General features: G+C 54.1%; 24 protein-coding genes and 1 other RNA gene. 16 read left to right on the top strand and 9 right to left on the bottom strand.

Translation table 11 applies throughout. The features are described 5' to 3' along the window. Positions 1-2: 2 nt before the first annotated feature. Both rprA and ydiK read right to left on the bottom strand, forming a co-directional pair. Positions 3-110, bottom strand: an RNA gene (gene rprA / locus CU081_RS18330) — antisense sRNA RprA. 209 nt (positions 111-319) lie between these two features. Then, entirely contained in the window at positions 320-1435 is a 1116-nt protein-coding gene (ydiK, locus tag CU081_RS18325; protein ID WP_003857772.1) for an AI-2E family transporter YdiK, read from the bottom strand. A gap of 199 nt (positions 1436-1634) precedes the next feature. Here ydiK and ydiJ point away from each other — a divergent pair, with 199 nt between their 5' ends. From ydiJ to CU081_RS18310, 3 genes are all read left to right on the top strand, one after another. Beyond that, entirely contained in the window at positions 1635-4691 is a 3057-nt protein-coding gene (gene ydiJ, locus CU081_RS18320) for a D-2-hydroxyglutarate dehydrogenase YdiJ (protein ID WP_022650914.1), read from the top strand. Then, positions 4688-5098: a 1,4-dihydroxy-2-naphthoyl-CoA hydrolase gene (gene menI, locus CU081_RS18315; RefSeq protein WP_003857767.1), complete on the top strand. Its 411-nt coding sequence runs from the start codon at positions 4688-4690 to the stop codon at positions 5096-5098. The genes ydiJ and menI overlap by 4 nt, the downstream gene beginning before the upstream one ends. An 85-nt stretch (positions 5099-5183) precedes the next feature. Next, positions 5184-5378, top strand: a complete 195-nt coding sequence (locus CU081_RS18310; RefSeq protein ID WP_003857766.1) for a YdiH family protein — start codon at positions 5184-5186, stop codon at positions 5376-5378. A 46-nt stretch (positions 5379-5424) separates the two neighbouring features. Here the strand turns inward: CU081_RS18310 and CU081_RS18305 are convergent, their stop codons facing one another. After that, the gene (locus tag CU081_RS18305; protein WP_003857764.1) at positions 5425-6054 is read right to left on the bottom strand and encodes a helix-turn-helix domain-containing protein; all 630 of its coding nucleotides are present in this window, start codon (positions 6052-6054) and stop codon (positions 5425-5427) included. 77 nt (positions 6055-6131) lie between these two features. After that, the gene (locus CU081_RS18300; RefSeq protein ID WP_003857763.1) at positions 6132-6791 is read right to left on the bottom strand and encodes a winged helix-turn-helix transcriptional regulator; all 660 of its coding nucleotides are present in this window, start codon (positions 6789-6791) and stop codon (positions 6132-6134) included. A 354-nt stretch (positions 6792-7145) separates the two neighbouring features. Between CU081_RS18300 and CU081_RS18295 the strand changes: the two genes are divergently transcribed. Genes CU081_RS18295 through CU081_RS18270 form a run of 6 tightly spaced genes read left to right on the top strand, consistent with a single transcriptional unit; the run spans position 7146 to position 13150 of the window. Beyond that, complete coding sequence (locus tag CU081_RS18295; RefSeq protein ID WP_022650915.1) at positions 7146-7676, top strand: fimbrial protein; 531 nt, start codon at positions 7146-7148, stop codon at positions 7674-7676. Between the two features lie 57 nt (positions 7677-7733). After that, the gene (locus CU081_RS18290) at positions 7734-8411 is read left to right on the top strand and encodes a fimbrial biogenesis chaperone (RefSeq protein WP_003857759.1); all 678 of its coding nucleotides are present in this window, start codon (positions 7734-7736) and stop codon (positions 8409-8411) included. 27 nt (positions 8412-8438) lie between these two features. Then, a complete protein-coding gene (locus CU081_RS18285; RefSeq protein ID WP_003857757.1) occupies positions 8439-10982 on the top strand; it encodes a fimbria/pilus outer membrane usher protein in 2544 nt (847 codons plus the stop codon). A 1-nt stretch (position 10983) separates the two neighbouring features. Beyond that, positions 10984-11931: a fimbrial protein gene (locus tag CU081_RS18280; RefSeq protein WP_003857755.1), complete on the top strand. Its 948-nt coding sequence runs from the start codon at positions 10984-10986 to the stop codon at positions 11929-11931. Between the two features lie 11 nt (positions 11932-11942). After that, complete coding sequence (locus CU081_RS18275; RefSeq protein ID WP_022650916.1) at positions 11943-12455, top strand: fimbrial protein; 513 nt, start codon at positions 11943-11945, stop codon at positions 12453-12455. A gap of 41 nt (positions 12456-12496) precedes the next feature. Continuing rightward, positions 12497-13150, top strand: a complete 654-nt coding sequence (locus tag CU081_RS18270) for a helix-turn-helix transcriptional regulator (protein WP_003857752.1) — start codon at positions 12497-12499, stop codon at positions 13148-13150. A gap of 51 nt (positions 13151-13201) precedes the next feature. On the opposite strand, the gene fdhF is transcribed toward CU081_RS18270, so the two are convergent. The 4 genes from fdhF to ycgZ form a co-directional block, all read right to left on the bottom strand. Next, positions 13202-15352: a formate dehydrogenase subunit alpha gene (gene fdhF / locus CU081_RS18265; protein ID WP_003857750.1), complete on the bottom strand. Its 2151-nt coding sequence runs from the start codon at positions 15350-15352 to the stop codon at positions 13202-13204. 193 nt (positions 15353-15545) lie between these two features. Then, a complete protein-coding gene (locus CU081_RS18260; protein ID WP_003857748.1) occupies positions 15546-15824 on the bottom strand; it encodes a biofilm/acid-resistance regulator YmgB/AriR in 279 nt (92 codons plus the stop codon). Between the two features lie 29 nt (positions 15825-15853). Next, positions 15854-16174, bottom strand: coding sequence for a hypothetical protein (locus tag CU081_RS18255; protein ID WP_032658210.1), 321 nt, complete (start codon positions 16172-16174; stop codon positions 15854-15856). Between the two features lie 4 nt (positions 16175-16178). Further along, complete coding sequence (ycgZ, locus tag CU081_RS18250) at positions 16179-16418, bottom strand: regulatory protein YcgZ (protein ID WP_003857747.1); 240 nt, start codon at positions 16416-16418, stop codon at positions 16179-16181. A 339-nt stretch (positions 16419-16757) separates the two neighbouring features. On the opposite strand from ycgZ, the gene CU081_RS18245 reads away from it, so the two are divergent. Together CU081_RS18245 and CU081_RS18240 are read left to right on the top strand one after the other, a co-directional pair. Further along, complete coding sequence (locus tag CU081_RS18245; RefSeq protein WP_022650917.1) at positions 16758-17978, top strand: diguanylate phosphodiesterase; 1221 nt, start codon at positions 16758-16760, stop codon at positions 17976-17978. A gap of 189 nt (positions 17979-18167) precedes the next feature. Next, positions 18168-18896, top strand: coding sequence for a MerR family transcriptional regulator (locus CU081_RS18240; protein ID WP_003857744.1), 729 nt, complete (start codon positions 18168-18170; stop codon positions 18894-18896). A gap of 109 nt (positions 18897-19005) precedes the next feature. On the opposite strand, the gene CU081_RS18235 is transcribed toward CU081_RS18240, so the two are convergent. Beyond that, entirely contained in the window at positions 19006-19599 is a 594-nt protein-coding gene (locus CU081_RS18235; RefSeq protein WP_022650919.1) for a DUF3828 domain-containing protein, read from the bottom strand. Positions 19600-20095: 496 nt separating this feature from the next. Here CU081_RS18235 and sufA point away from each other — a divergent pair, with 496 nt between their 5' ends. Genes sufA through sufS form a run of 5 tightly spaced genes read left to right on the top strand, consistent with a single transcriptional unit; the run spans position 20096 to position 25182 of the window. Then, the gene (gene sufA, locus CU081_RS18225) at positions 20096-20464 is read left to right on the top strand and encodes a Fe-S cluster assembly scaffold SufA (RefSeq protein ID WP_003857741.1); all 369 of its coding nucleotides are present in this window, start codon (positions 20096-20098) and stop codon (positions 20462-20464) included. Between the two features lie 8 nt (positions 20465-20472). Further along, entirely contained in the window at positions 20473-21963 is a 1491-nt protein-coding gene (gene sufB / locus CU081_RS18220) for a Fe-S cluster assembly protein SufB (RefSeq protein WP_022650921.1), read from the top strand. 9 nt (positions 21964-21972) lie between these two features. Continuing rightward, positions 21973-22719 carry a Fe-S cluster assembly ATPase SufC gene (gene sufC / locus CU081_RS18215; RefSeq protein ID WP_003857736.1) on the top strand — a complete coding sequence of 249 codons (747 nt, stop codon included), beginning with the start codon at positions 21973-21975 and terminating at the stop codon, positions 22717-22719. Continuing rightward, positions 22694-23965, top strand: coding sequence for a Fe-S cluster assembly protein SufD (gene sufD, locus CU081_RS18210; protein ID WP_022650922.1), 1272 nt, complete (start codon positions 22694-22696; stop codon positions 23963-23965). The genes sufC and sufD overlap by 26 nt, the downstream gene beginning before the upstream one ends. After that, a complete protein-coding gene (gene sufS, locus CU081_RS18205; protein ID WP_003857731.1) occupies positions 23962-25182 on the top strand; it encodes a cysteine desulfurase SufS in 1221 nt (406 codons plus the stop codon). Before sufD ends, sufS begins: the two co-directional genes overlap by 4 nt. Positions 25183-25189 lie beyond the last annotated feature (7 nt).

The raw sequence follows: 25189 nt of genomic DNA, 5'->3' as shown, positions 1-25189 counted from the left end.
GGATAAAAAAAAGCCCATCGTGGGAGATGGGCAAAGACTACACACAGCAATTCGTTGTTTCACTCAGGGGATTTCCATGCTTATAAATCAAGGTGTTGATTTATAACCGTGTCTTAATAGTAGGCATGCCAGGATTTTGAGTCGATCGGATTCGTCTCAATAGTTAAAGGCAGGTAAAGATTTCTTGAAGAGAATGACGGTTTTAGGCAGGAAAAGGCGGGTCTGACCAGTGTGCAGAGAATAAATAGTTTAGCAACGTTTAAGTATTGCTGTGGAGAGTGTAGGCCGGGTAAGCGTTAGCGCCACCCGGCATCCGTTCTTACTGCGCGTTCTTATCTTCCAGCTCTTCAAGTTCGCTTAAGATGACGTCTGGATCGGTTCCCGGCGGCGGTACTTCATGCACCCAGGCGGAGAAGAGACGCCAGGTCACCGCTAGCAGAACCGGACCGATGAACAGGCCAATCATGCCGAAGGCAATTAACCCCCCGATTACCCCGGACAGGATCAGAATCAGCGGCAGGTCAGCGCCCATGCGGATGAGGATGGGACGGATCACGTTATCCATGGTGCCCACCACGCAACTCCAGACCAGCAGCACCGTGCCCCAGGTCGTATCCCCCGTCCAGTAAAGCCAGATAATGCAGGGAACCAGCACCAGCAGCGGACCGAGCTGCGCCAGACAGGTCATCAGCATGACGACGGTGAAAATGGTGGCATAAGGTACGCCGGAAATCGCCAGCCCGATTCCGCCAAGTACAGCCTGCACCAGCGCTGTGACCACCACACCGAGCGCCACCGCGCGGACGGCCTGGGCTGCCAGCAGCACGGCCGCATCGCCGCGTTTACCTGCCAGTCGGGTGGCGAAATGACGTACCCCCAGCGCAACCTGCTCGCCGCGCCAGTACAGCAGGGCGCTGAAGACCAGCATCAACGTACAATGCATCATGAAGCGACCAATGTGCGCAGCCTGCCCCACAAACCAGGTGGTGGTTGTGCCGATGTACGGACGCACTTTGGCCATCAGGGCGCTACCGCCCATCTCCAGCAGGCTGTGCCAGCCGCTGTACAGTTTTGCGCCCACAACAGGAATACTGTTCAGCCACGCGAGATCCGGCAGCGTCATATCACCGCTGGTGACCGCGCGAATAACCGGGCCGCTACTGTCAACCAGGCTGTTAACCAGTAGTGCAATGGGAATAATAAACAGCAGGAACAACAGCAACGTCATCACCAGCACGGCCAGGCCGCGGCGACCAAACAGCAGTTTCTGCAAACGCAAGAGTAAAGGCCAGGTGGCGACGACGACGGTCGCGGCCCAGGCAAATCCGAGCACGAAAGGACGAACGATCCACAGACACGCAATAATCATAATGGCTAAGAACAGCACCGACAGCAGTATCTGCGCGACATCCCTGGGCTGACGAAGATTGACCATAAACGAAACTTTCCTTAAATGAACACCAGCAAGGCTGATGGGAATATAAACCGCATCTCTCTAATCATTAGTGATTTCAGCGATTTTTGACAGGCGGATTTTGCCCGTAATTCTACAAAGCACATAAGAAAAAAATGTGATAAAACTTTCCAGACACAACGCAAGCGATTTCACACTATTCTCATTAGGGTCGACAGCAATGATCCCACAGATTTCTCAGGCACCGGGCGTCGTTCAGCTGGTGCTTAATTTTTTGCAGGCACTGGAGCAACAGGGTTTTACAGGTGACACCGCTACCGATTATGCCGACAGGCTGACGATGGCGACCGATAACAGTATTTACCAGCTTCTTCCCGATGCCGTCGTTTTCCCGCGCTCTACCGCCGATGTGGCGCTCATCGCCCGTCTGGCATCGCAAGAGCGTTTCAGCTCCCTGGTCTTCACCCCGCGTGGCGGCGGGACGGGTACCAATGGGCAGGCGCTGAACCAGGGCATCATCATTGATATGTCCCGCTATATGAACCGCATCATTGAGATCAACCCGGAAGAGGGGTGGGTGCGTGTGGAAGCGGGGGTGATCAAAGATCAGTTGAATCAGTTTTTGAAACCTTACGGCTATTTTTTTGCGCCGGAGCTTTCCACCAGTAACCGCGCGACCATTGGCGGGATGATCAACACCGATGCCTCGGGGCAGGGCTCACTGGTGTACGGCAAAACCTCCGACCACGTTATGGGTGTGCGGGCGGTGCTGCTGGGGGGCGATATCCTCGATACCCAACCGATGCCGATCGAGCTGGCCGAAACGCTGGCAGCAGAGAGCACCACCAGCGGACGGATTTATCGCACCGTGCTGGAGCGCTGCCGCGAAAATCGCGAGCTGATCCTTGACAAATTCCCGAAGCTAAACCGCTTCCTGACGGGCTACGATCTGCGACATGTCTTCAATGACGATATGAGCCAGTTTGATCTTACCCGCGTACTGACCGGGTCAGAAGGGACGCTGGCCTTCATCACCGAAGCGCGTCTGGATATCACCCGGTTGCCAAAGGTGCGCCGTCTGGTGAACGTCAAATACAACTCCTTTGACTCGGCGCTGCGTAATGCACCGTTTATGGTGGAGGCGCGGGCGCTGTCGGTGGAAACCGTCGATTCAAAAGTCCTGAACCTGGCCCGGGAGGATATTGTCTGGCATTCGGTGAGCGAACTGATTACCGACGTGCCGGATAAAGAGATGCTCGGCCTGAACATCGTCGAGTTCGCCGGGGATGACGCAGAGCTGATTGAGAGCCAGGTAAGCACGCTCTGCCAGCGTCTGGACGAGCTGATTGCGCAGGGGGAAGGCGGCGTCATTGGCTGGCAGCTGTGTAACGATCTCTCCGGCATCGAGCGAATCTACGCGATGCGTAAAAAGGCGGTGGGGCTGCTCGGCAACGCGAAAGGGGCGGCGAAGCCGATTCCGTTTGCGGAAGATACCTGCGTGCCGCCGGAACATCTGGCGGATTATATCGTGGAGTTTCGCGCGCTGCTCGACAGCCATGGTCTGAGCTATGGCATGTTCGGGCACGTTGACGCGGGCGTGCTGCACGTGCGCCCGGCGCTGGACATGTGCGATCCGCAGCAGGAGATCCTGATGAAGGCGATCTCCGACGAGGTCGTGGCCCTCACGGCCAAATACGGCGGTTTGCTGTGGGGCGAGCACGGCAAGGGGTTCCGCGCCGAGTACAGCCCGGCCTTTTTTGGCGAACAGCTCTACGCCGAGCTGCGTAAGGTGAAGGCCGCGTTCGATCCTGATAACCGCCTCAATCCGGGAAAAATCTGCCCGCCGGAGGGCGTTGATGCGCCGATGTTGCAGGTGGATGCCGTTAAGCGCGGCACCTATGACCGCCAAATTCCGATTGCGGTACGCGCTTCCTGGCGCGGCGCGATGGAGTGTAACGGCAACGGGCTGTGCTTTAACTTCGATGTGAAAAGCCCGATGTGTCCGTCGATGAAAATCACCAGCAACCGCATCCACTCCCCAAAAGGGCGTGCCACGCTGGTGCGCGAATGGCTGCGCCTGCTGGCCGACCGCGGCGTTGACCCGCTCAAGCTGGAACAGGAGCTGCCGGAAAAACGCGCGAGCCTGCGCGGGCTTATCGAACGCACCCGCAACAGCTGGCATGCGAACAAAGGCGAATACGATTTCTCGCATGAGGTGAAAGAGGCGATGTCCGGCTGCCTGGCGTGTAAGGCGTGTTCAACCCAGTGCCCAATTAAAATTGACGTACCGGAATTCCGTTCCCGCTTCCTCCAGCTGTACCACACGCGTTATCTGCGCCCGATGCGCGATCATCTGGTAGCAACGGTGGAGAGTTACGCGCCGCTGATGGCCCGTGCGCCAAAAACCTTTAACTTCTTTATCAACCAGCCACTGGTGCGAAAACTGTCTGAAAAACATATCGGCATGGTGGATCTGCCGCTGCTGTCGGTGCCATCGCTCCAGCGTCGGCTGGTGGGGCACCGCTCGGCGAATATGACCCTGGAACAACTGGAAGCATTAAGCCCTGAGCAGAAAGCGAAGGTGGTGCTGGTGGTGCAGGATCCATTTACCAGCTATTACGATGCGCAGGTGGTGGCCGATTTTGTCCGACTGGCCGAGAAAATCGGCTACCAGCCGGTGGTGCTGCCGTTCTCGCCGAACGGCAAGGCGCAGCACATTAAAGGCTTCCTCACCCGCTTTGCGAAAACCGCGCAGAAAACTTCAGATTTTCTGAATCGCGTGGCGCAGCTCGGCATGCCGATGGTGGGCGTCGATCCGGCGCTGGTGCTCTGTTACCGGGACGAATATAAGCAGACTCTCGGCGATAAGCGCGGTGATTTTCAAGTCTTACTGGTACACGAGTGGCTGCCTGCGGTGCTGACGCAAACGCCCCCTCAGGAGGTCAGCGGAGAATCCTGGTACCTGTTTGGGCACTGCACCGAAGTGACGGCGCTGCCGACGGCGCCTGCCCAGTGGGCTTCTATCTTCGCCCGGTTTGGCGCGAAGCTGGAAAGCGTCAACGTGGGCTGCTGCGGTATGGCCGGAACCTACGGCCATGAAGTCAAAAACCACGCTAATTCGCTCGGCATTTACGAGCTGTCGTGGCATCAGGCGATGCAGCGCCTGCCACGCAACCGCTGTCTGGCGACGGGCTACTCCTGCCGCAGCCAGGTGAAACGGGTGGAAGGTAACGGCGTTCGCCATCCATTGCAGGCTTTACTGGAGATTATCGGATGATCTGGAAACGTGCGGTCACGCTGGAGGCCTTAAATGCCATGGGCGCGGAGAACATGGTCGGTTTGCTGGACATCCAGTTCACGCGCATTGGCGACAACGAACTGGAAGCGACGATGCCGGTAGACTGCCGTACTCATCAACCGTTTGGCCTGTTACACGGCGGCGCGTCCGTCGTGCTGGCCGAAACGCTGGGATCGGTGGCGGGCTACCTGTGTACGGAAGGAGAGCAGAAGGTGGTAGGTCTGGAGGTCAATGCCAACCACATCCGCTCCGTTCGCAGCGGGCGCGTGCGCGGCGTCTGCCGGGCGCTGCATGCCGGAAGCCGTCATCAGGTGTGGCAGATTGATATCCTGGACGAGCAGGATCGCCTGTGTTGTTCATCAAGGCTGACGACGGCCGTTGTGTAAAGTTTCCGGATGTCTTGCTTTTGGTCAAAAATTAGCCGCCTGATTGTGATATACTGGTCACGTTTTGAACATAAGCGAGGACATCATGGATACTGAAATAACCCCAACACAGCTGGCAATTGAATATTTACGTCGCGATAAAAGCAATCTGTCTCCCGCGCAGTACCTGAAAAAGCTGAAACAGCTTGAGCTGGAATTTACGGATTTGCTGGCGCTCTCTTCAAACGAACTGAAAGAAGAGATCTACTTTGCCTGGCGGTTGGGCGTTCACGTCCATTAAGCAGTGAAGAAAAGGCCGCAAGCGCGGCCTTTTTTGTGTCTGACAGTCAGTATCTGGCAGGCAGTTTGTTAATTTTAATCAGCCGGCCTTCTTCCATTTCGATGAACCCGCCCGTTTTCAGGTCAGCCAGGATCCGCATTACGCCGCTGCGGGAAAGCTGGGTTTTATCCCTGATATACCTTTCCGCCGTCACGCTACGTCGGTAGCTGTCATCTTCCTGCATCAGCAGCACGAGCTGCTGGCGAATCATCTCGTACGCGGTTGGCGCGCCTTTCGGCATGACGTTGTGATAAAGCCGGTTATAGACAAACATCAGATGATTAGAAAGCAGCCCCCACAGCGCCTTCTCTTTGATAATTTCAGCCGCCCGATCGGTCGTGAGCACACCAATCAGGCAAGGCGTTACCGTTCGAAGGTAGTCGGTAAAATAGATGTCCGTCAGGTTAGCGAGGCCAAACAGGGCGGGACTGCGCGCCGTCGAAAGCATCATGTCGTCGCTTCTTCTGTATATGGCGACCGTGCCGTCAAGAATTAAATAACACATGCTCTGCCCGTTTACCTGGAGATTAAGTTGCTCGCCGGGATCGGTTTTATGCGTGGTGCAGTGCGGCTGTAAATGAGAAATCAGTTCCTGAGCATAGGGAGATCCGCGATGCGATGGTTTGTCAGAAGACATAGCGTTAACCTGGAAAGAGACTGTACTCTCTATAGTGTCGCTCTTCTTTTCCACCTTCTCCAGAGATAAATACAGCCTCAGTATTTACGGGGTAAGTGATGGATCTCTACTAGAACGCCACGCTCCATGGTGATGTATTTCCCCGTCCGCAACTCCGCGAGGATCCGCATAATGCCGCTGCGTGAAAGATAGGTGCGGCTTTTGATATAGGCTGCGGCGGTAATGTTTTGTCTAATGGCTTCAGGCTCCTGCATCAACTCAACCAGCTGAAAGCGGATAATGTCATAAGCCGACATTTGCGATATCTGGGCGCAATGTTCGTAAACGCGCGATGCGGTATAGATCAGCAGGTTTGAGAAGTGCTCCCATAAATTCTGTTGTGCGACAACATGATTGAAACGCGCCAGCGAAACGCTGGCCACCTCTGAGGTTTCCAGCGCTCTGACGTACAGGTGCTCAGACGATAACTGGCTGCTCACGCCGAGTATAAATGGCGCAGATTCAGAATTTAAGACGATACCGTCCCCGCGACGGTGCAACGCCACGCTGCCATGCAACAGTAAAAAGCATTGACGGGTATCGCCGGAGCAATAATGGATAATTTCTCCTCTGGCAATAATGCCTCTCTCCGCATGCGGCAAAACATTATCGATTATTTTTTCAATGTGCTTAAAAGGCTTAGCGCCGAGCACTGTTGATTTATCAATTTCTGACTCAGGCGCGAATCGGGTATTCATTTGAGACCTCACTGACTGATGCGATCATTTTTTGATCGGCATAAAGAATTATCTTAAAAAACAGCAGGTCAGGGAATGTTAGCAGCGAGTCTAATTATAGACTTATCTTTTTTTAAGTGTTAATTAATTGAAATTGCAACTTTTTTTGTTCAGGTCTAAAAGTAGACTGTGGACATTATTCTTAAGCTATTCCCGAGTGAATATGTTTTTTATTTGTTAAAAGAGGGTCTACAGCTAGACCTCAAAATTGATTGTATGCGGAAAAGGAGTTGTATAAATTTTGACTCGTCGGAAGGGGTTTAATTTCTGCAACTGAATGTCGGTAATAAATAGAGTAATACGGGATATAAAATTATGAATAAAAAATTGATGATGGCAATGTTAGCGGCAGGTTCTGTACTCACTATGACCAATGCATTGGCAGCGGCCGGTACCGTTAATTTTAACGGAAATATTCTGGATTCTGCCTGCGACGTTGATGTGGCATCCCAGAATCAGGTGGTGGTATTGGGCGATTATTATAAAACGGAATTCCCGACAACCGGGGCGAGAACGGCTGCGACGCAGTTTAATATTATTTTGAAAAACTGTCCGGTAACGGTCACCAATGCAAAAGTCCGTTTTGATGGCACGCCGGATTTAACCAACGCCAGCCTGCTGGCGATTGATACGTCCGTGGCGGGAGCGGCTACCGGGGTGGCGATTAACCTGATGACGGCAGATAAAGCCGATCTGCCGCTGCACGGCAGCAACAGCTATACCTACGCACTCAGCAGTACGGCTGATAATACGTTGAGCTTCTACGCGCAGTATATTTCCACCGCGGCATCCGTTACCGCGGGCCCGGCTAACTCGGTCGCGAACTTCTCTGTGGTGTACAACTAAGTCAATGGCAGTAATTAGCAGGGGGCCGCCTGGCCCCTTGTTTTATGAGGTAAAAAAATGCGTTTTATCACCACAACGGGCCTGGTTATGGCGCTGTTACCGCTGACGTTAACATCCGCCAGTGCAGGAGTAATTATTGGCGGCACCCGTGTTATTTTTGATGGGGCTAAAAAAGAAGCGTCAATAAATATTACGAATCCTGATAACGTTCCTTATTTAATTCAGTCGTGGATAGATGTTCAGGATGAACAATCGGGTAAAGCGCCTTTTATTATTACTCCTCCGCTGTATCGGCTGGACGGCGGGCAAAAAAACCTCGAGCGTATTGTCATGGCAGGCTCTCTGCCTCAAGGGCAGGAGAGTTTATTCTGGCTGAACATCAAAGCTATTCCGTCAGCCTCTAAGCAGATGAACTCGCTGCAAATTGCCGTCAAAACGCGCATCAAATTAATTTATCGACCAGAGGCTCTTCGTGCGTCTACCCCCGAGGAGCAGGCCAATAAATTAACCTGGCGTCGTGCGGGAAATACCCTTCTGGTTAATAATCCAACGCCGTACGTTATCAATTTCAATGAAATTACGTTGGGTAATAAGAAACTTGACGATGTCACGTATGTGATGCCTTCGGGCACAGCCCGTTTCCCGTTACCGAATGGAACCAGTGGCAATACGCTGACGTTTAAAGTCATTAACGATTATGGCAGCCCTGGTGAATTACACCGGGCCAGTTTGTGATCCTTACGCGTTAATCAGGTGCTCGTCATGACAACGGCATTGAATACAATGCAGCCTGCGCGCCTGGCAATATTTATTGCCCTCGCGCTTGCTGGTGTCTCTTCCACACTGTATGCCAGTGAGACGTTTAATACGGAACTGGTTGAGCTGGATAATCCCGGAATGGGGAAAGCGGATTTATCTGCCTTTGAATCCGGCTCGCAGGCGCCCGGGACATACCATGTTGATATTATTCTTGACGATCGGCTGCTGGAAACGCGGGATATTCGTTTCATGGCAGTGAAGGATGCTAACGGCAGTGAAACGTTGCAGCCGTGCCTGAGTATCGGGCAGTTAAAAGCGTGGGGCGTGAAAACGGCGCTTTTCCCGCAGCTCGACGCCGCGGAAGGAGAATGCGCCGATCTCAGGGCGATTCCACAGGCCAGCGCGGATTTCCAGTTTGGCGCCCAGCGCCTGGCGATCAGCATCCCACAGGCGGCCATAGACCTGCCAGCGAGAGGTTACGTTCCGCCGGATATGTGGGATGAAGGCATTACCGCGGCCATGCTCAACTACAGCCTGAGCGGGGCAAACAGCCGGGCAAGAAGCGGGGCAGGCACCCGCAGCGACAGCCAGTATGCAAACCTGCGGCCGGGGATCAACGTCGGTCCCTGGCGGTTACGCAACTACACCACCTGGTCCCGCGATGCGTCCGGCCAGGATAAGTGGGACAACGTCTACACCTTGATTCAGCGCGCGATTATTCCCCTGCAAGCCCAGCTTACGCTCGGAGACAGTTCCGCGCCTGCCGATGTCTTTGACAGCATGCCGTTTCGCGGCGTCCAGCTGGCGTCCGACGACGATATGCTGCCGGATTCCCTGAAAGGCTATGCGCCGGTGGTGCGCGGTATTGCGCGAACTAACGCGCAGGTCGTGGTGCGTCAGAATGGCTATCAAATCTACCAAAGCTACGTGGCGCCGGGCGCGTTTGAGATCGCGGATATGTATCCCACCGGCGGCGCGGGCGATCTTGATGTCACGATCGTCGAAGCCGATGGCAGTGAGCAACATTTCACCCTGCCGTACGCTTCGCTGCCGGTCCTGCAACGGGAGGGGCGACTGAAATATGCCCTTACCGCCGGGCAATATCGCTCGTATAACCGTAGCGTGGAGAAAACCCCCTTCGGGCAACTGACCGGAATTTACGGCCTCCCTCACGGCATCACGCTCTATGGCGGCGTCCAGGGGGCAGATAAGTACCAGTCGGCGGCTCTGGGGATGGGCAAGAACATGGGCGATCTCGGGGCAGTATCCGCAGACGTCACCCTGGGCTGGTCAACGCCGGAGCATACCGCGAAAACAAACGGTCAGTCGTGGCGGGCCAGATACAGCAAGAATTTTATCACTACCGGAACCAACTTTTCGATTGCCGGGTATCGCTACTCGACCCGCGGCTATTACGGGATGCAGGACGTCCTCGGTTCGTACGGCGACAGCAGCGCGCTTCAGGACAGGCGACGTAACCGTGCCGAGCTGACGATGAGCCAGACGCTGGGGGACAACCTGGGCGCGCTTACCCTCAGTGCGGCGCGGGAAGATTACTGGAATGACGGTAAGTCGATGGCTTCGTGGAGCGTCGGCTATAGCAACTACTGGCACAACATCAGCTATGGCCTGACATGGACCTACAGCAAAAATGTCCGCTCAGCGTCAGAAAACCGCAAAAGCCAAAAAAACGCTGACCACGACCAGCTTCTGTCGTTCAACGTCAGCATTCCGCTGGATAAATTTTTGCCGCAGACATGGGCTAACTATGGCATGAACGCCAGCAGCAATAACGGGACGACGCATAACGTCGGCCTGAACGGGGTGGCACTCGAGAACCGTGCCCTGAGCTGGAACGTCCAGCAGGGATATGGCACAGAGGGCGTGGGGAATACCGGCAACGTGAACGCGGACTATAAAGGCACCTATGGCGAAGTCACGGCAGGTTATGGTTATGACAAAAACAGTGAACGCCTGAATTACGGGCTGCAAGGCGGCATTCTCGCCCATGCTGATGGCATCACGCTTTCCCAGCCGCTGGGGGAGACCAGCGTCTTAATCAAAGCCCCAGGCGCCCACGACGTGGATATCCGCAATCAGCCCGGTGTACGGACAGATTTTCGCGGATATACGGTCGTGAGCAACCTTTCTGTCTACCGGAAAAACGATCTCACCCTCGACCCGGAAACGATGCCGGACGATGTAGAGCTGGAGATCAACACCCGCACGGTGACGCCGACGCGGGGAGCGGTGGTGAGAGCCGATTATCTGCCGAAGTCAGGTCGCCGGGTGCTGATGACCTTGACCGACAATGACCGCGCCGTTCCGTTTGGGGCGGTGGTCACCCTTGTGGGTGATGACAGCGGCAGTTTTATTGTCGGCGACCGCGGTCAGGTCTATTTAACCGGGATGCGCGAGCAGGGAACGTTAGTCGCCACATGGGGAAGTCAATCCAGCCAGCAATGCCGCGCTGATTTCACGCTGCCGAATCACTCAACGTACGGTGGGATCGCTGATATGCGCGCCACCTGCCGTCAGGAACGCTAACATGAAATGTCTTAACACGATGCTGCTGCTCTGTTTGCTCGCGGCGGGAAGTATCGCTCGTGCCGGTACCTGCACCACCATCATCCCACAGCTTTCCACCCTGTCCGTGGGGACGATCAACGTGCAGCGCGATGCGCCTGTCGGCACGGTGGTATTTTCCGGCGCGGCGTCAGCCACAGGCTCCTATCTTACCGGGTGTACGAATCCGCTGATGCTGGGATTCAGCATGCGCTACAACAGCGCCACGTTGAGCAGCTACGGCAACCATGTTTACAACACGAACGTCAGCGGGATAGGGATACGCTTTTCCTCCAACGGCTATTTTGAAAACCCGAGCAATACGTTCTCGTACAATGCGCAGACCTCCTATGTGGACTGGTACGGCGGGAGGATTGAGCTGGTGGTGACCGGCCCGGTCTCATCGGGGGCATTAACCCCGGGGGTGATTGGCGTCGTGACGCTTCAGGGAAGCGACGGCCTCTACCGTGACGGTCTGACCACGCAGCTCACCTCCGGCAACATCAATGCCCTGGCGTGCACGGTGAATACGGCCCAGCTGACGTTTCCGATAGGGGATATTCCCGCTTCGGCGTTCGGCACCGTGGTGGGCACCACGCCAGCGGGAGCACAGAACACGCAAAACCTGGGCTTAACCTGCGCCGCCGGAACCAATATTACGGTCTCGCTCAGTGGAATACAGAATCCGGACAGCGCCAATACCAGCGTGATGGCCTTAACCGGGCAGGGAAATGCCGGCACTGCAAAAGGGGTGGGGGTGCAGCTAATCTATAACGGTGCACCGCTGGTGATGAACAGCCGACTATTTTTGCGGCAGTCTGCCGGGGGGCAAGAGACGTTGCCATTAACGGCCCGATATTACCAGACGTTAACCCGCGTGGAGTCAGGTTCAGCGAATGCCTCCGCCACCCTGAATTTGACCTACCAGTAGCAGGTAAGAAGATGAAAATAAGATGCAGGACACTACTGTTACTTGCCTTACTCAGCGGGAAGGTATGCTCCGCTGATAGCGTCAACATCGGTGTGACGGGAAATATCGTGGCGTCGCCATGCATATTCAATGGCGGCAATAACAATCTCGATGTCAATCTGGGCAATATTCAGGCAACCAATATGGCGACGCCGGGCTCAACATCGGATCCGGTGCCTTTCAGTCTGCTGTTTACCCAGTGCCCAACGGGAACGCAGAGTGTGACCGTCGCTTTCACCGGCAGCCCCGATCCTGAGGCGGGTGCGGACTATTTTATGAACAGCGGTTCGGCCACACATGTGGCGATAGCCATGCGCGATGCCCAAACCGGTGCGCTTAAAGGAACAGGCTCCAGCATGACCCAGACCATTGCCGCGGACAGAACCGCGACATTAGCTATGCTGGCCTCGGTAAAATCCATGACGGGGGGCGCCACGCCGGGAAGCATCCGCGCGGTTGTGGTGATGACGATGCAGTACAACTGAATGCCGGTGATAAGCCTTTTTTAAAGACGTTGGTGTGAACTATGTTAAATATTCTGATTCAGGAAACGGATCTGTTTTTTCAGGCTGGACTACAGAGCTTTTTCGAAGATTTTTTTAAGCATAACTTTCATCGCTCCATCACTTTTCACCTGGCGCTGACCAATGAAAACGTCAGCCAGGCCGATATTATTGTTCTTTCATTATGTCAGGGGGAAACGCTGACCTGTTTTCCGGAATTACTGGCCCGGCAAAAAGGAATTGTGATAGGTCTCGTCGACGATGAGCTGCGCTTTTCGGCGCTGCCTTCCTGCTTTCAGGACATTATTTTTCTTCCTCGCCGGGCATCGCTTGATCGTATAAGCGGCGTTCTGTTTATTGCGTGGTTCACGACGCAATTACCGGGTTACACCTGGAATAAAAAGACCTGTTTCGACTGCCAGCATAAAGGGTTATCCCGGCAACAAATTCGTATTCTGGTCAATTTTTACCGAGGGCTGTCGGTAGTGCAGACCGCTCAGGCGCTGGAGATGAGCGAAAAAACGGTCTTTACCCATAAATATATGATGATGCAAAAATTTAATCTGCGAAGCGATTACGAGCTGATCGTACTGTTGAGAAGGCTGATGGAGAAAAAGAGCTGGCCGAACCTGCTTCGCGATTACCTGGAAAATAATTATGCACAACAAATAGCCTGAAACGGCAGCGGATAGCTGGCCGGGCAGCGATAGCCGCCACCCGGCAAGCATTTAAACGTTAACCGCAGCGATCAACCGCGTCTTCATGGTCTGGTACGCGGAAGCCGCAAAATCCTCCGCCCAGCGCTGGTCCTCGATTGCCTCAAGCTGCACGGCGCAATACTTCGTTTCCGGCGTTCTGGAGATCGGGTCGAGATTATCCTGCGTCAGCTCATTACAGGCGCCAATCCACCACTGGTAGGTCATATAGATTGCACCCGCATTGATGCGCTCGCTGATGCTGGCGCGGGTGATCACTTTACCCCGGCGTGAACGTACCCAGACCAGCTGGCCTTCTGCAATCCCCCGTTCATCCGCGTCGGCCGGGTTAATTTGCACCCGGCCCGGCTCGTCGGCCAGGCTTTGCAGCGCCGCGCAGTTCCCGGTCATGGAGCGGCAGGAGTAGTGGCCCACTTCGCGCACTGTGCACAGTACCAGCGGGTAATCCGCATCCGGTGTCTCCGCCGGGGCGCGCCAGGGGGCGGCAAATAGCTGGCCTTTGCCAGTGGGGGTGTCGAACTGATTATCCTTGTACAGGTAGGGAGTGCCGGGATGATCGAGGGTTGGACAGGGCCACTGCACATGACCCATCTCGCCCATTTTTTCGTAGGTCACGCCGTAGAAGAGGGGGCACAGCTCGCGCATTTCGTCCCAGATCTGCTGGTTATCCTCGTAATGCATGGGATAGCCCATTTCCGTGGCCAGCAGGCTGATGATCTCCCAGTCGCGCCTGACATTGCCGCTGGGCTCAATGGCTTTGCCGAAACGCTGAAAGCCGCGATCGGCACAGGTGAACACACCGGCGTGTTCTCCCCATGAGGTGGCAGGGAGCAGCACGTCAGCCAGCTCTGCCGTTTTGGTCATAAAGATGTCCTGAACCACCACAAAATCGAGCGCCTCAAAGCCGCGGCGGACCAGACCCAGATCGGCTTCTGTCTGAAGCGGATCTTCCCCCATGATGTAATACGCTTTGATCTTACCTTCCAGCGCGAGATGCGGCACTTCGGTGATACGCGTTCCGACGCGATCGTCCATCCGGTTGACATTGATTTTCCACGCATCGGCAAATTTCAGTCTGACCGCCGGATCAGTGACGTCCTGGTAGCCGGGGAACATATTGGGCAGAACACCCATATCGCAGGCGCCCTGAACGTTATTTTGCCCGCGAACCGGCCCCACGCCGACGGCAGGGCGGCCCAGATTGCCGGTCAGCAGTGCCAGGCTGGAGAGACCTTTCACCACATCGACCGCCTGACCAAACTGCGTGACGCCCATACCCCACATCACCGTTGCTGAAGGCGCCGCTGCGAACATGCGAATTGCCTGACGAACATCCCGCGCGGGGATCCCCGTCAGATGTTCAACCTGCTCGGGTGCGTAATCTTTTACCGTCAGTCGGTACGCCTCAAGCCCTTCTGTAAAGCGAGCAACGTAGTTTTTGTCGTACAATTCCTCTTCAAGCAGGACATAGCCAAAGGCATTGACCAGCGCCATGTTACTGCCATTTTTTAACTGAAGATGAAGATCGGCAATGCGTGCCGTTTCAATATGACGCGGATCGCAGACAATGATTTTAGCGCCATTTTCACGTGCTTTAAGCACGCGTCGGGCGACGATGGGGTGAGAGTCGGCGCAGTTATAGCCGAATACCAGCAGGCATTTTGAGTTTTCAATATCGTTAATGGAATTGCTCATGGCGCCGTTGCCGAGGGTCTCCTGTAAACCGGCAACGGACGGACCGTGACAGACGCGGGCGCAGCAGTCGACGTTGTTAGTATTCAGCACCGCACGGGCAAATTTTTGCATCACATAGTTGGTCTCATTGCCCGTTCCCCGCGAGGAACCCGTGGTCATAATGGACCGAGGGCCGTACTGATCTTTGATGCTTTTAAGCCTGTAAGCGGTATAGCGAATGGCCTCTTCCCAGGTAACAGGGGTAAAGGCCTCCCCTTTGCTGTAGCGGATCATGGGCTGCGTCAGGCGGGGGGTAAGCAGCCGTGTATCATTAAGAAAGTCCCAGCCGTAGAACCCTTTCAGGCAAAGCGTGCCCTGATTAGTTACGCCATCAGCGGCTTCGGCACGGATAATCCGGTTATTTTTAACGACGAGGTTAAGTTTGCAGCCTGCACCGCAGTACGGGCAGACGCTGGCGGTTTTTTTCATCAATAACAGACCTGTTAAGAAATGAAGCAATGTTTACTGGAAAGCCCAGTCCCTTAGCGGACTAAGCAGGATCCATGCCACATTCGGCGTGCTTGATTAACAGGGCGTTAGGGGAGAGAGGACGTGTCATCGTCAGTCCGTTCGTCAGAATTGACGATGACACGCTATCCGAAGAGATGGGAAGAGAGAGGCGTTAAAGATCGTCCATGGTGTAACCGACGACAATTTCCAGCGTCTTGCGGATCACATCCGCCTTAACGACATCGTCGGTGGATTCCAGCGTCTGGATCAGCCAGAGAATGATCGCTTTGTTGGTCAGATGACCTTCGGAAGCAAGAACACAACGAACCGCAGTCGAAAAAATGGCAGACTCTTCAGCAAAGCGATCGCCTGCGTGACGGAAATACTCCGACAACGCGCTATCTAAAAAGGCGGAGTGGTATTCGGGTTGAAGCTGAATATTTTGTCTCATTTGTTCTCACCGTAGCTGTAAAGTTGTAGTCAATGTATCTTTTTGGGATCGGACGGTTTTCCATTTCCAAATAACGGCACTACATTGTCTCGGTTATTTTTGAGAGATCCCTCTCTCTGAATTCGTCCTTGTGCGGTTCTGCGACCTTTAAAAGCGACCGTGCCAGAGCTGATTTCAGCTATCACCCTCGCTAATGTCTCCCGCCGCTGGGGATCCGTCTCACAGGCTTGCATGTTACGCAGACGCTGAACCAATCCCTCGGTCGTTACAGGACCGCGCTCCTTCAAAAGTGAAAGAGCGGCTTCTCCAATAAGCTGGTCGATCAGTCTGTCCGCATCACTGCTGTTCATAACATTAACGTTCGAAGAGCAGGCCAAGAAGCATGTGATAATGATGCTCCTCTTCCGGGCCATTGGCCTTTTCAAGGCGACTTAACAGTTTTGTGCAGAGCGATTTGCGATTCAGATTCCGCCCGTCGCTAAGGATTTCAACAACAACCTGACCCAATGTTTCCTGTTGGGTTGGAAGCGCGGCTTTTTCGAAGTACTGCGCAATTGCTGTTGCTGTGTCTGCGAGGTGTCCGTTCTGCTGCATGTTTCGCTCCTGTAAATTTTCGTAATCAGTAACGTTACATTTAAGGTATACATAATTTTCAAATCTGTACATTAAAAATGTACAATTTTTTAAATATTTTATTATATATTTGATAAAGTATATATTTATCATATGGTTATATGTATACAGCTTACTGCTAAATTCACAAAATATATTGTACAATTCGAAGTGGCGTTGCAGAGTTGTACAAGTCCGGAAAAGGCGCAAAGAAGTCATGTAAATTGTTGAGATGTAAATTATTTATTGGGTAATTAATGTGCTATAACAGAGTTCTCCCCACGTGTTTTCGTGGTCACCCCCTCAATCTTCAGGATTAGCATGCTCACAACCATTATTTACCGCAGTCATATCTGCGAGGACGTTCCAGTGAAAGCGCTGGAAGACATGGTCGCTGCTGCAAATTGTAGAAATCGCCAGTTCGATGTGACGGGGATTTTGCTGTTTAACGGCACACACTTCTTTCAGTTACTTGAAGGGCCCGCTGATAACGTTAAGGAGATCTATCAGCTCATCTGCCGTGACCCACGGCATCACAACGTGGTCGAATTATTAAGCGATCACGGGCCTTCAAGACGTTTTGGCAACGTAGGTATGGAGCTCTTTGACCTTCGTCAGTACGACACCGACGAAGTGCTACAAAAGGTACTCGATAAAGGCACAACCCGCTATCAGCTGACCTATAACGATCGCGCCCTACAATTTTTCCGCACCTTCGTTGAGGCCACTGAAAAAGCCAACTACTTTGAGCTGCCTCCGGCTGACGCCTGGGAGTTTGTCACCGAAAACACGCCATTATCCTCCCAGCCAACGGTAGTGGCAAAGGGCGCGGACTGTAGTTTCGCATTTCAACCTATCGTCGATCCGTTTATGCAGCAGGTGGTTTCCTGGGAAGCCCTGATCCGCACGCCGTCCGGTGAGTCCCCGGAAAGTTACTTTGCCAACCTGTCGCGTGAGGCGCTGTACGAATCGGATCTGAAGAGTAAGCAGGTGGCTTTGTCGATGGCCAGCGCGCTGGGCCTACAGACTCAAACGTTGTCCATTAATCTGTTGCCGATGACGCTGGTCAATGTTCCTGGCGCCGTCGATTTTTTACTGACGGCAATTGAGGCGAACGGTTTTGTGCCGGAGCAAATTGTGGTCGAGTTCACCGAGAGCGAGGCGATCTCGCGCTTCGAAGAGTTCACCAGCGCGGTCAGACAGCTTAAAAGCGCCGGGATCAGCGTGGCCATCGATCACTTTGGCGCGGGATTCGCCGGTCTGCAACTGCTGGCCCAGTTCCAGCCGGACAGAATCAAGATCAACCGTGATTTGATTGCTAACGTGCACAACAGCGGCCCGCGTCAGGCAATCATTCAGTCAATCATTAAATGCTGCGCCTCCCTGGAAATTCTGTTCTGTGCGGTAGGCGTAGAGCTAGCTGAAGAGTGGATGTGGCTGGAATCTGCCGGGATTTCTCAGTTCCAGGGTCACCTTTTCGCCAGTCCGCGTCTGGGGGGCATTCCGGCGATTGCCTGGCCCGAGAAAAAGTACGATTTATAAAAAACCTGTACGTAACTGTTAAAAGTGACCTGTACGTACGGCTAAATTTATACAACAATATATTAACGAGTGAGTGGTTCTTTGAGCCATTCACTTGTCTCAGAACGAGGAGTTAGTTATACAAATGATTTGTACAATCTGATAAGGTTGGTTTGGTTAGGTATGGAAGTATTGTGCGTGAGGGAGTTAATGGCCTATTACAGTATCGGCGAAGTGGCCGAACGATGCGGTATCAACCCCGTTACGTTGCGTGCCTGGCAGCGCCGTTATGGATTGTTGAAGCCGCAGCGAAGCGAAGGGGGCCATCGTCAGTTTGACGATGAAGATATCCTGCGTATCGAAGAGATCAAACGCCTGATGAAAACGGGTGTTTCGGTCGGTAAAGTAAAAGCGCTTCTTGAAAATACAGAAGTGATGACTCAGGGGAACTGGGCATCGTTTCAGGAAGAGATGTTAACCGTTCTGCGCTATGCCAGCCCGGCAAAACTGCGCGCCAAAATCGGCGAGTTCCGCCGTGACCATGCGATGGATGTTCTGATAGATAACATCATCACCCCTGTGCGGCAGCGAATGAACCAGGACCAGAATACGGTGCGTCACATGGCGAGCCTGCTGGACGGTGTCCTGATTGAGTTTGCCGTTGCAAGCCTGGGTGAGTCGCGAAAAAAAGCAGGTAAGGATGCGCTGCTGATTGGGTGGGAGTGCGACGACCGTACGCATTTGTGGCTGGAAGCGGCCCGTCTTGCCTACAAAGGCTGGCATATCGACGTGCTGGCTGAGCCGATTGATTCTCCGCGTCCGGAACTCTTCCCCGGGCAAAAAATCTTCGTCTGGACCGGTAAAGCGCCTACGCCTCGTCAACAGGAGCAGCTCGACCACTGGCGTGAACAGGGTTTCGCCGTTTCGATCCATCACTGATGTTAAGGGGGCCAACGGTAAACCGCCAGTGCGGGATTTTGCCTTCTGGCGATACGACAGGGGTATCCGCGAAGATGCATAGCATCAGTACCCCTGTCATATCGTCGGTTTATTCCATCATTAGGTTGTCTGAAATATTCATACTGGCCACGGATTCAACTTTCCACACGCCATCTTCCTTGACCATGCAGTCAATCACGGTGTGATCCCGCTTTTTGCCGAATGAGATATAAACCTGCATACAGGCGGCATCGTAATCCAGCGCCCGTGCACTGACGATGCCCCAGTCATCTTCATATCCCTGAGCCTTGATGAACATATCGACGTCAGGCACGTCATATTCATCTGGATCCAGCTTATCCATGGCTTTGAGTTTGCTGATAGTTTCGCGGGTTACATATGGCCTCAGCGCTTCATAGTTTTTCAGGGGCTCTTTCCCGATAATAATTTGCGAGATGTACCACTTATTAAACTGAAGGGCAGCGGATACCTCAGGGGGGAACTTCTGTGCAGCGGATGCGAGAGTGGGCAGAAGCAGGATCGCCAGAATTAAATTGCTTTTCATATCCTTAGCATAAAGTGTGTTCTGTAGATTAGCACCGCCGGAGCGAATGGATTTTGAAACAAATTCTGCACATCTTCTTTGGCTATACTGATCTGCATGCTGGCGAGAATGAACTGCGGCTTTATGGGCACTCCACATAATTTGATCCCTTACTGAATGAGTGGTTAAAAAGGGAAACATTACGCCGAAAAGGGACGAGTTTATGTAAATAATCATGAGCGGAATTTAACCACTATCAGACTGATAAAAAATGGTTAACTCATCCATTAAACGTCTATATGCGCGCCCAGGTAAGGCAAAAAAGGATTAAAAAGAACCTGGCTTAAGGGGGAGGCATACGTAAATAATGTATTTGGTGCCTGGGCGTACTTTAGCTATCTTAAAAATAGGTATTTCCAATACAATTTTTATCATTGCCCGCTACCTGACCGCCTTTCTTATGAAATGCATTATTTATCAATGCATTGAACAAATCTAACCATCCCATCCGCATCCCGTCACAGGGTCTATGCTTAATGAAAGTAGCCAAAAAGGGCGGTTTAGCCCAAAGCCCCTGCTCGCAGGGGGTTGAAGTGATAATCGTTATCACTAACATGGTGTTATGCCCTGGTGGCTTATCAGATGAGGTGGACCTATGGAACTGCATTCAGAAACCTTCAATCCGGCCGATTTTGCCTGGCGTGGCTTAACGCTGACGCCCGCGGCGGCGGCGCATATTCATGAGCTGGTGGCAAAAAATCCCGACATCCTCGGCGTACGCTTAGGCGTTAAGCAGACTGGCTGCGCGGGATTTGGCTACGTGCTGGATACCGTAACCGAACCTGAAAAGGACGATCTGGTCTTTGAAACCGACGGTGCAAAGTTATACGTCGCACTACAGGCGATGCCTTTTATCGATGGAACCGAAGTCGACTACGTTCGGGAAGGTTTAAACCAGTTATTCAAATTTCATAACCCGAAAGCCCAGAACGAATGCGGCTGCGGCGAAAGCTTTGGGGTATAGGCGGTACTATGTCTCGTAATACTGAAGCAACGAGTGATGTAAACACCTGGAGCGGCGGACACCTCAACTATAAAGAGGGTTTCTTCACGCAGCTGCAAACCGATGAACTGGCGAAAGGCATCAACGAAGAGGTCGTGCGCGCCATTTCGGCGAAACGTAACGAGCCGGAGTGGATGCTGGAGTTTCGCCTGAGCGCATTCCGCGCGTGGCTGGAGATGGAAGAACCCCACTGGCTGAAAGCGCATTACGATAAGCTGAACTATCAGGATTATAGCTATTACTCTGCGCCCTCCTGCGGCAGCTGTGATGATACCTGCGCCTCGCAACCCGGTGCGGTACAGCAAACCGGTGCCGAGAACAGCTTCCTGAGTAAAGAGGTGGAAGAGGCGTTCAATCAGCTCGGCGTGCCCGTGCGCGAAGGCAAAGACGTGGCGGTAGACGCCATTTTTGACTCCGTCTCGGTGGCAACCACCTACCGTGAAAAACTGGCGGAGCAGGGGATTATTTTCTGCTCCTTCGGGGAAGCCATTCACGATCACCCGGAGCTGGTGAAAAAGTACATTGGCACCGTGGTACCCAGTAACGATAACTTCTTCGCGGCACTGAATGCGGCGGTGGCGTCAGACGGTACCTTTATCTACGTGCCGAAAGGCGTGCGCTGCCCGATGGAGCTCTCGACCTATTTCCGCATCAACGCGGAAAAAACCGGCCAGTTTGAACGCACCATCCTGGTGGCCGATGAAGGCAGCTACGTTAGCTACATCGAAGGGTGCTCCGCTCCTGTGCGCGACAGCTACCAGCTGCACGCGGCGGTGGTGGAGGTCATCATCCATAAAGATGCGGAAGTGAAGTACTCTACGGTACAGAACTGGTTCCCGGGCGACGGTAACACCGGCGGTATTCTGAACTTCGTCACCAAGCGTGCGCTGTGCGAAGGCGAAAACAGCAAAATGTCCTGGACGCAGTCAGAAACCGGCTCCGCCATTACCTGGAAATACCCGAGCTGTATTCTGCGCGGCGACAACTCCATCGGTGAGTTTTACTCCGTGGCACTGACCAGCGGTCATCAGCAGGCCGATACCGGCACCAAGATGATCCACATCGGTAAAAACACCAAATCGACCATCATCTCCAAAGGGATCTCTGCCGGTCACAGCCAGAACAGCTATCGCGGGCTGGTGAAAATCATGCCGACGGCAACCAACGCGCGTAACTTCACCCAATGTGACTCCATGCTGATTGGCGCGGACTGCGGGGCGCATACCTTCCCGTATGTCGAATGCCGCAATAACAGCGCCCAGCTTGAGCATGAGGCAACTACGTCACGTATTGGTGAAGATCAGCTTTTCTACTGCCTGCAACGCGGGATCAGTGAAGAAGATGCGATTTCAATGATCGTTAACGGCTTCTGTAAGGACGTGTTCTCTGAACTGCCGCTGGAATTTGCCGTTGAAGCCCAGAAACTCCTCGCCATTAGTCTTGAACACAGCGTCGGTTAAGGAAAGCACATGTTAAGCATTAAAGATTTACAGGTTAGCGTGGAAGAGAAAGAGATCCTGCGTGGCCTCAATTTTGACGTCAAACCCGGTGAAGTTCACGCCATCATGGGGCCAAACGGCTCCGGGAAAAGTACGCTTTCAGCGACGCTGGCAGGACGCGAAGATTATGAAGTTACCAGCGGCTCCGTTGAGTTTAACGGCAAAGATCTGCTGGAGATGTCGCCGGAAGAGCGTGCCGGCGAGGGCATCTTTATGGCCTTCCAGTATCCGGTGGAAATTCCGGGCGTCAGCAACCAGTTCTTTCTACAAACCGCGCTGAACGCGGTGCGCAAGTATCGCGGCCTTGAGGCGCTGGATCGCTTTGACTTCCAGGATCTGATGGAAGAGAAGATCAAGCTGTTGAAAATGCCGGAAGATCTGCTGACCCGCTCGGTAAACGTAGGTTTCTCCGGCGGTGAGAAGAAACGTAACGATATTCTGCAAATGGCGGTTCTGGAGCCAGCGCTGTGCATTCTCGATGAGACCGATTCAGGGCTGGATATCGATGCCCTGAAGATCGTTGCCGACGGGGTGAACTCCCTGCGTGACGGCAACCGCTCATTTATCATCGTGACACATTACCAGCGAATTCTGGACTACATCAAGCCGGACTATGTCCACGTGCTTTACCAGGGACGCATTGTGAAATCCGGTGACTTTACGCTGGTTAAACAACTGGAGGAGCAGGGTTATGGCTGGCTTACCGAACAGCAGTAATGCACTTCAGCAGTGGCACCGGCTGTTTGAAGCGCAGGCTGGAGCGCGCTCTGAACAGGCTCAGCACCATCTCCAGCAGATGCTGCGTCTCGGTTTACCGACGCGTAAACATGAGAACTGGAAATATACCCCGCTGGATGGCCTGCTGAACGGCGAGTTTGTCACCCGTCTGGCGCAGGTCAGCCCCGATCAGCGCGACATGCTGGCGCTGAGCGTGGATGCCGTGCGTCTGGTGTTTGTCGACGGTCTGTTCCGTGCGGAGCTGAGCGACAGCGTGCAGGAGAGCGGGTTCGATATCGTCATTAACGATGAACGTCAGTCGCTGAACGCGCCCGTTCAGCCTGAAGTCTTCCTGCACCTGACAGAGAGCCTGTCGCAATCTGTCACCCATATTCGCGTTAAGCGTAACCAGCGTCCGGCGAAACCGCTGCTGCTGATGCATATCACCCAGGGCGTTGCGGGTGATGAGATTAACACCGCCCACTATCGCCACCATCTTGAGCTGGCAGAAGGGGCGGAGGCGACGGTGATCGAGCATTACGTCAGCCTTAACGACACCCGTCATTTTACCGGTTCGCGTCTGACGATGAACGTGGCGGCCAATGCCCAGCTGCACCACATCAAGCTGGCGTTTGAGAATCCGCTCAGTCACCACTTCGCCCACAACGATATTCTGCTGGGCCAGGATGCCGCGGCGTACAGCCATAGCTTCCTGCTTGGCGGCGCGGTGCTGCGCCACAATACCAGCACCCAGCTGAACGGTGAAAACACTACGTTGCGTATTAACAGCCTGGCGATGCCGGTGAAGTCAGAAGTGTGCGACACGCGCACCTGGCTTGAGCATAACAAAGGCTACTGCAACAGCCGTCAGCTGCACAAAACCATCGTCAGCGACAAAGGACGTGCGGTGTTCAACGGCCTGATCAACGTGGCGCAGCACGCCATCAAAACTGACGGGCAGATGACCAACAACAACCTCTTGCTGGGACGTCTGGCAGAGGTGGACACCAAACCACAGCTGGAAATCTATGCGGACGACGTGAAATGCAGTCACGGCGCGACGGTCGGGCGTATTGACGATGAGCAGATGTTCTACCTGCGCTCGCGCGGGATAGACCAGCAGGCCGCGCAAAAGATGATTATTTACGCCTTTGCGGCTGAGCTGACGGAAGCGCTGCCCGATGGCGGACTTAAACAGCAGGTGCTTGCCCGTATCGGTCAGCGACTGCCTGGAGGCGAAGCATGACATTTCCCGTAGAGAAAGTCCGGGCAGATTTTCCGGTACTGACCCGTGAAGTGAACGGTCTGCCGCTGGCCTATCTCGACAGTGCGGCCAGCGCGCAAAAACCGAATCAGGTGGTGGATGCGGAAGCCGAGTTTTACCGCCACGGTTATGCGGCGGTACATCGTGGGATCCACACCCTGAGCGCCGAGGCGACCCAGCGCATGGAAAACGTGCGCACGCAGGTTGCAGCCTTCCTCAACGCGCGTTCGCCGGAAGAGCTGGTGTTCGTGCGCGGCACCACCGAAGGGATCAACCTGGTGGCTAACAGCTGGGGCAATGCGCAGGTGCACGCGGGGGATAACATCATCATCACCCAGATGGAGCACCATGCCAACATCGTGCCCTGGCAGATGCTCTGCGAGCGTGTGGGGGCGCAACTGCGGGTGATCCCCCTGAATGAAGACGGCACGCTCCAGCTGGAAAAGCTGGACGCTCTGCTGGACGACAGAACGCGGCTTGTGGCGGTGACCCACGTTTCAAACGTGCTGGGCACGGAAAATCCGGTGGCGCTGATCGTCGACAAAGCCCATCAGGCCGGTGCGAAAGTGTTGATTGATGGTGCCCAGGCGGTGATGCACCATGCGGTTGACGTTCAGGCCCTGGACTGCGATTTCTACGTCTTCTCCGGGCACAAGCTGTATGGCCCGACGGGCATCGGCGTGTTGTATGTGAAAGAGGACATTCTCCAGGCCATGCCGCCGTGGGAAGGGGGCGGGTCAATGATCGCCACCGTCAGCCTGACGGACGGCACAACCTACGCCCGTGCGCCCTGGCGCTTCGAGGCGGGTACGCCCAACACGGGCGGGATCATCGGGCTGGGCGCGGCCATTAGCTACGTCTCTGAAACGGGGCTGGCGGCGATTCAGGAGTACGAACAGCTGCTGATGCATTACGCCTTGCAGGAGCTGGTCAGCGTCCCGGACCTGACCTTATATGGTCCTGCTGACCGTCTGGGTGTGATAGCCTTCAACCTCGGCAAGCATCACGCCTATGATGTGGGCAGTTTCCTTGATAATTACGGCGTCGCTGTGCGTACCGGGCATCACTGCGCGATGCCGCTGATGGCGTATTATGAGGTACCGGCCATGTGCCGCGCATCGCTGGTGATGTACAACACAACGGAAGAGGTCGACAGACTGGTGGCGGGACTAAAACGTATTCACCAGCTGCTTGGCTAACGGAGAG

It is taken from the genome of Enterobacter sp. CRENT-193 (genome assembly GCF_002787395.1).
In the GTDB taxonomy this organism is placed as follows: Bacteria; Pseudomonadota; Gammaproteobacteria; order Enterobacterales; family Enterobacteriaceae; genus Enterobacter; species Enterobacter hormaechei_C.
The sequence above is the reverse complement of the archived record's forward strand: the minus strand, read 5'-3'. Positions and strand labels throughout refer to the sequence as shown.

Bases quoted from the DNA above. Each gene is read 5' to 3' on its own strand.
- ydiK (WP_003857772.1), bottom strand. From the start codon at position 1,435: ATGGTCAATCTTCGTCAGCCCAGGGATGTCGCGCAGATACTGCTGTCG.
- ydiJ (WP_022650914.1), top strand. From the start codon at position 1,635: ATGATCCCACAGATTTCTCAGGCACCGGGCGTCGTTCAGCTGGTGCTT.
- menI (WP_003857767.1), top strand. From the start codon at position 4,688: ATGATCTGGAAACGTGCGGTCACGCTGGAGGCCTTAAATGCCATGGGC.
- CU081_RS18310 (WP_003857766.1), top strand. From the start codon at position 5,184: ATGGATACTGAAATAACCCCAACACAGCTGGCAATTGAATATTTACGT.
- CU081_RS18305 (WP_003857764.1), bottom strand. From the start codon at position 6,054: ATGTCTTCTGACAAACCATCGCATCGCGGATCTCCCTATGCTCAGGAA.
- CU081_RS18300 (WP_003857763.1), bottom strand. From the start codon at position 6,791: ATGAATACCCGATTCGCGCCTGAGTCAGAAATTGATAAATCAACAGTG.
- CU081_RS18295 (WP_022650915.1), top strand. From the start codon at position 7,146: ATGAATAAAAAATTGATGATGGCAATGTTAGCGGCAGGTTCTGTACTC.
- CU081_RS18290 (WP_003857759.1), top strand. From the start codon at position 7,734: ATGCGTTTTATCACCACAACGGGCCTGGTTATGGCGCTGTTACCGCTG.
- CU081_RS18285 (WP_003857757.1), top strand. From the start codon at position 8,439: ATGACAACGGCATTGAATACAATGCAGCCTGCGCGCCTGGCAATATTT.
- CU081_RS18280 (WP_003857755.1), top strand. From the start codon at position 10,984: ATGAAATGTCTTAACACGATGCTGCTGCTCTGTTTGCTCGCGGCGGGA.
- CU081_RS18275 (WP_022650916.1), top strand. From the start codon at position 11,943: ATGAAAATAAGATGCAGGACACTACTGTTACTTGCCTTACTCAGCGGG.
- CU081_RS18270 (WP_003857752.1), top strand. From the start codon at position 12,497: ATGTTAAATATTCTGATTCAGGAAACGGATCTGTTTTTTCAGGCTGGA.
- fdhF (WP_003857750.1), bottom strand. From the start codon at position 15,352: ATGAAAAAAACCGCCAGCGTCTGCCCGTACTGCGGTGCAGGCTGCAAA.
- CU081_RS18260 (WP_003857748.1), bottom strand. From the start codon at position 15,824: ATGAGACAAAATATTCAGCTTCAACCCGAATACCACTCCGCCTTTTTA.
- CU081_RS18255 (WP_032658210.1), bottom strand. From the start codon at position 16,174: ATGAACAGCAGTGATGCGGACAGACTGATCGACCAGCTTATTGGAGAA.
- ycgZ (WP_003857747.1), bottom strand. From the start codon at position 16,418: ATGCAGCAGAACGGACACCTCGCAGACACAGCAACAGCAATTGCGCAG.
- CU081_RS18245 (WP_022650917.1), top strand. From the start codon at position 16,758: ATGCTCACAACCATTATTTACCGCAGTCATATCTGCGAGGACGTTCCA.
- CU081_RS18240 (WP_003857744.1), top strand. From the start codon at position 18,168: ATGGCCTATTACAGTATCGGCGAAGTGGCCGAACGATGCGGTATCAAC.
- CU081_RS18235 (WP_022650919.1), bottom strand. From the start codon at position 19,599: ATGTGGAGTGCCCATAAAGCCGCAGTTCATTCTCGCCAGCATGCAGAT.
- sufA (WP_003857741.1), top strand. From the start codon at position 20,096: ATGGAACTGCATTCAGAAACCTTCAATCCGGCCGATTTTGCCTGGCGT.
- sufB (WP_022650921.1), top strand. From the start codon at position 20,473: ATGTCTCGTAATACTGAAGCAACGAGTGATGTAAACACCTGGAGCGGC.
- sufC (WP_003857736.1), top strand. From the start codon at position 21,973: ATGTTAAGCATTAAAGATTTACAGGTTAGCGTGGAAGAGAAAGAGATC.
- sufD (WP_022650922.1), top strand. From the start codon at position 22,694: ATGGCTGGCTTACCGAACAGCAGTAATGCACTTCAGCAGTGGCACCGG.
- sufS (WP_003857731.1), top strand. From the start codon at position 23,962: ATGACATTTCCCGTAGAGAAAGTCCGGGCAGATTTTCCGGTACTGACC.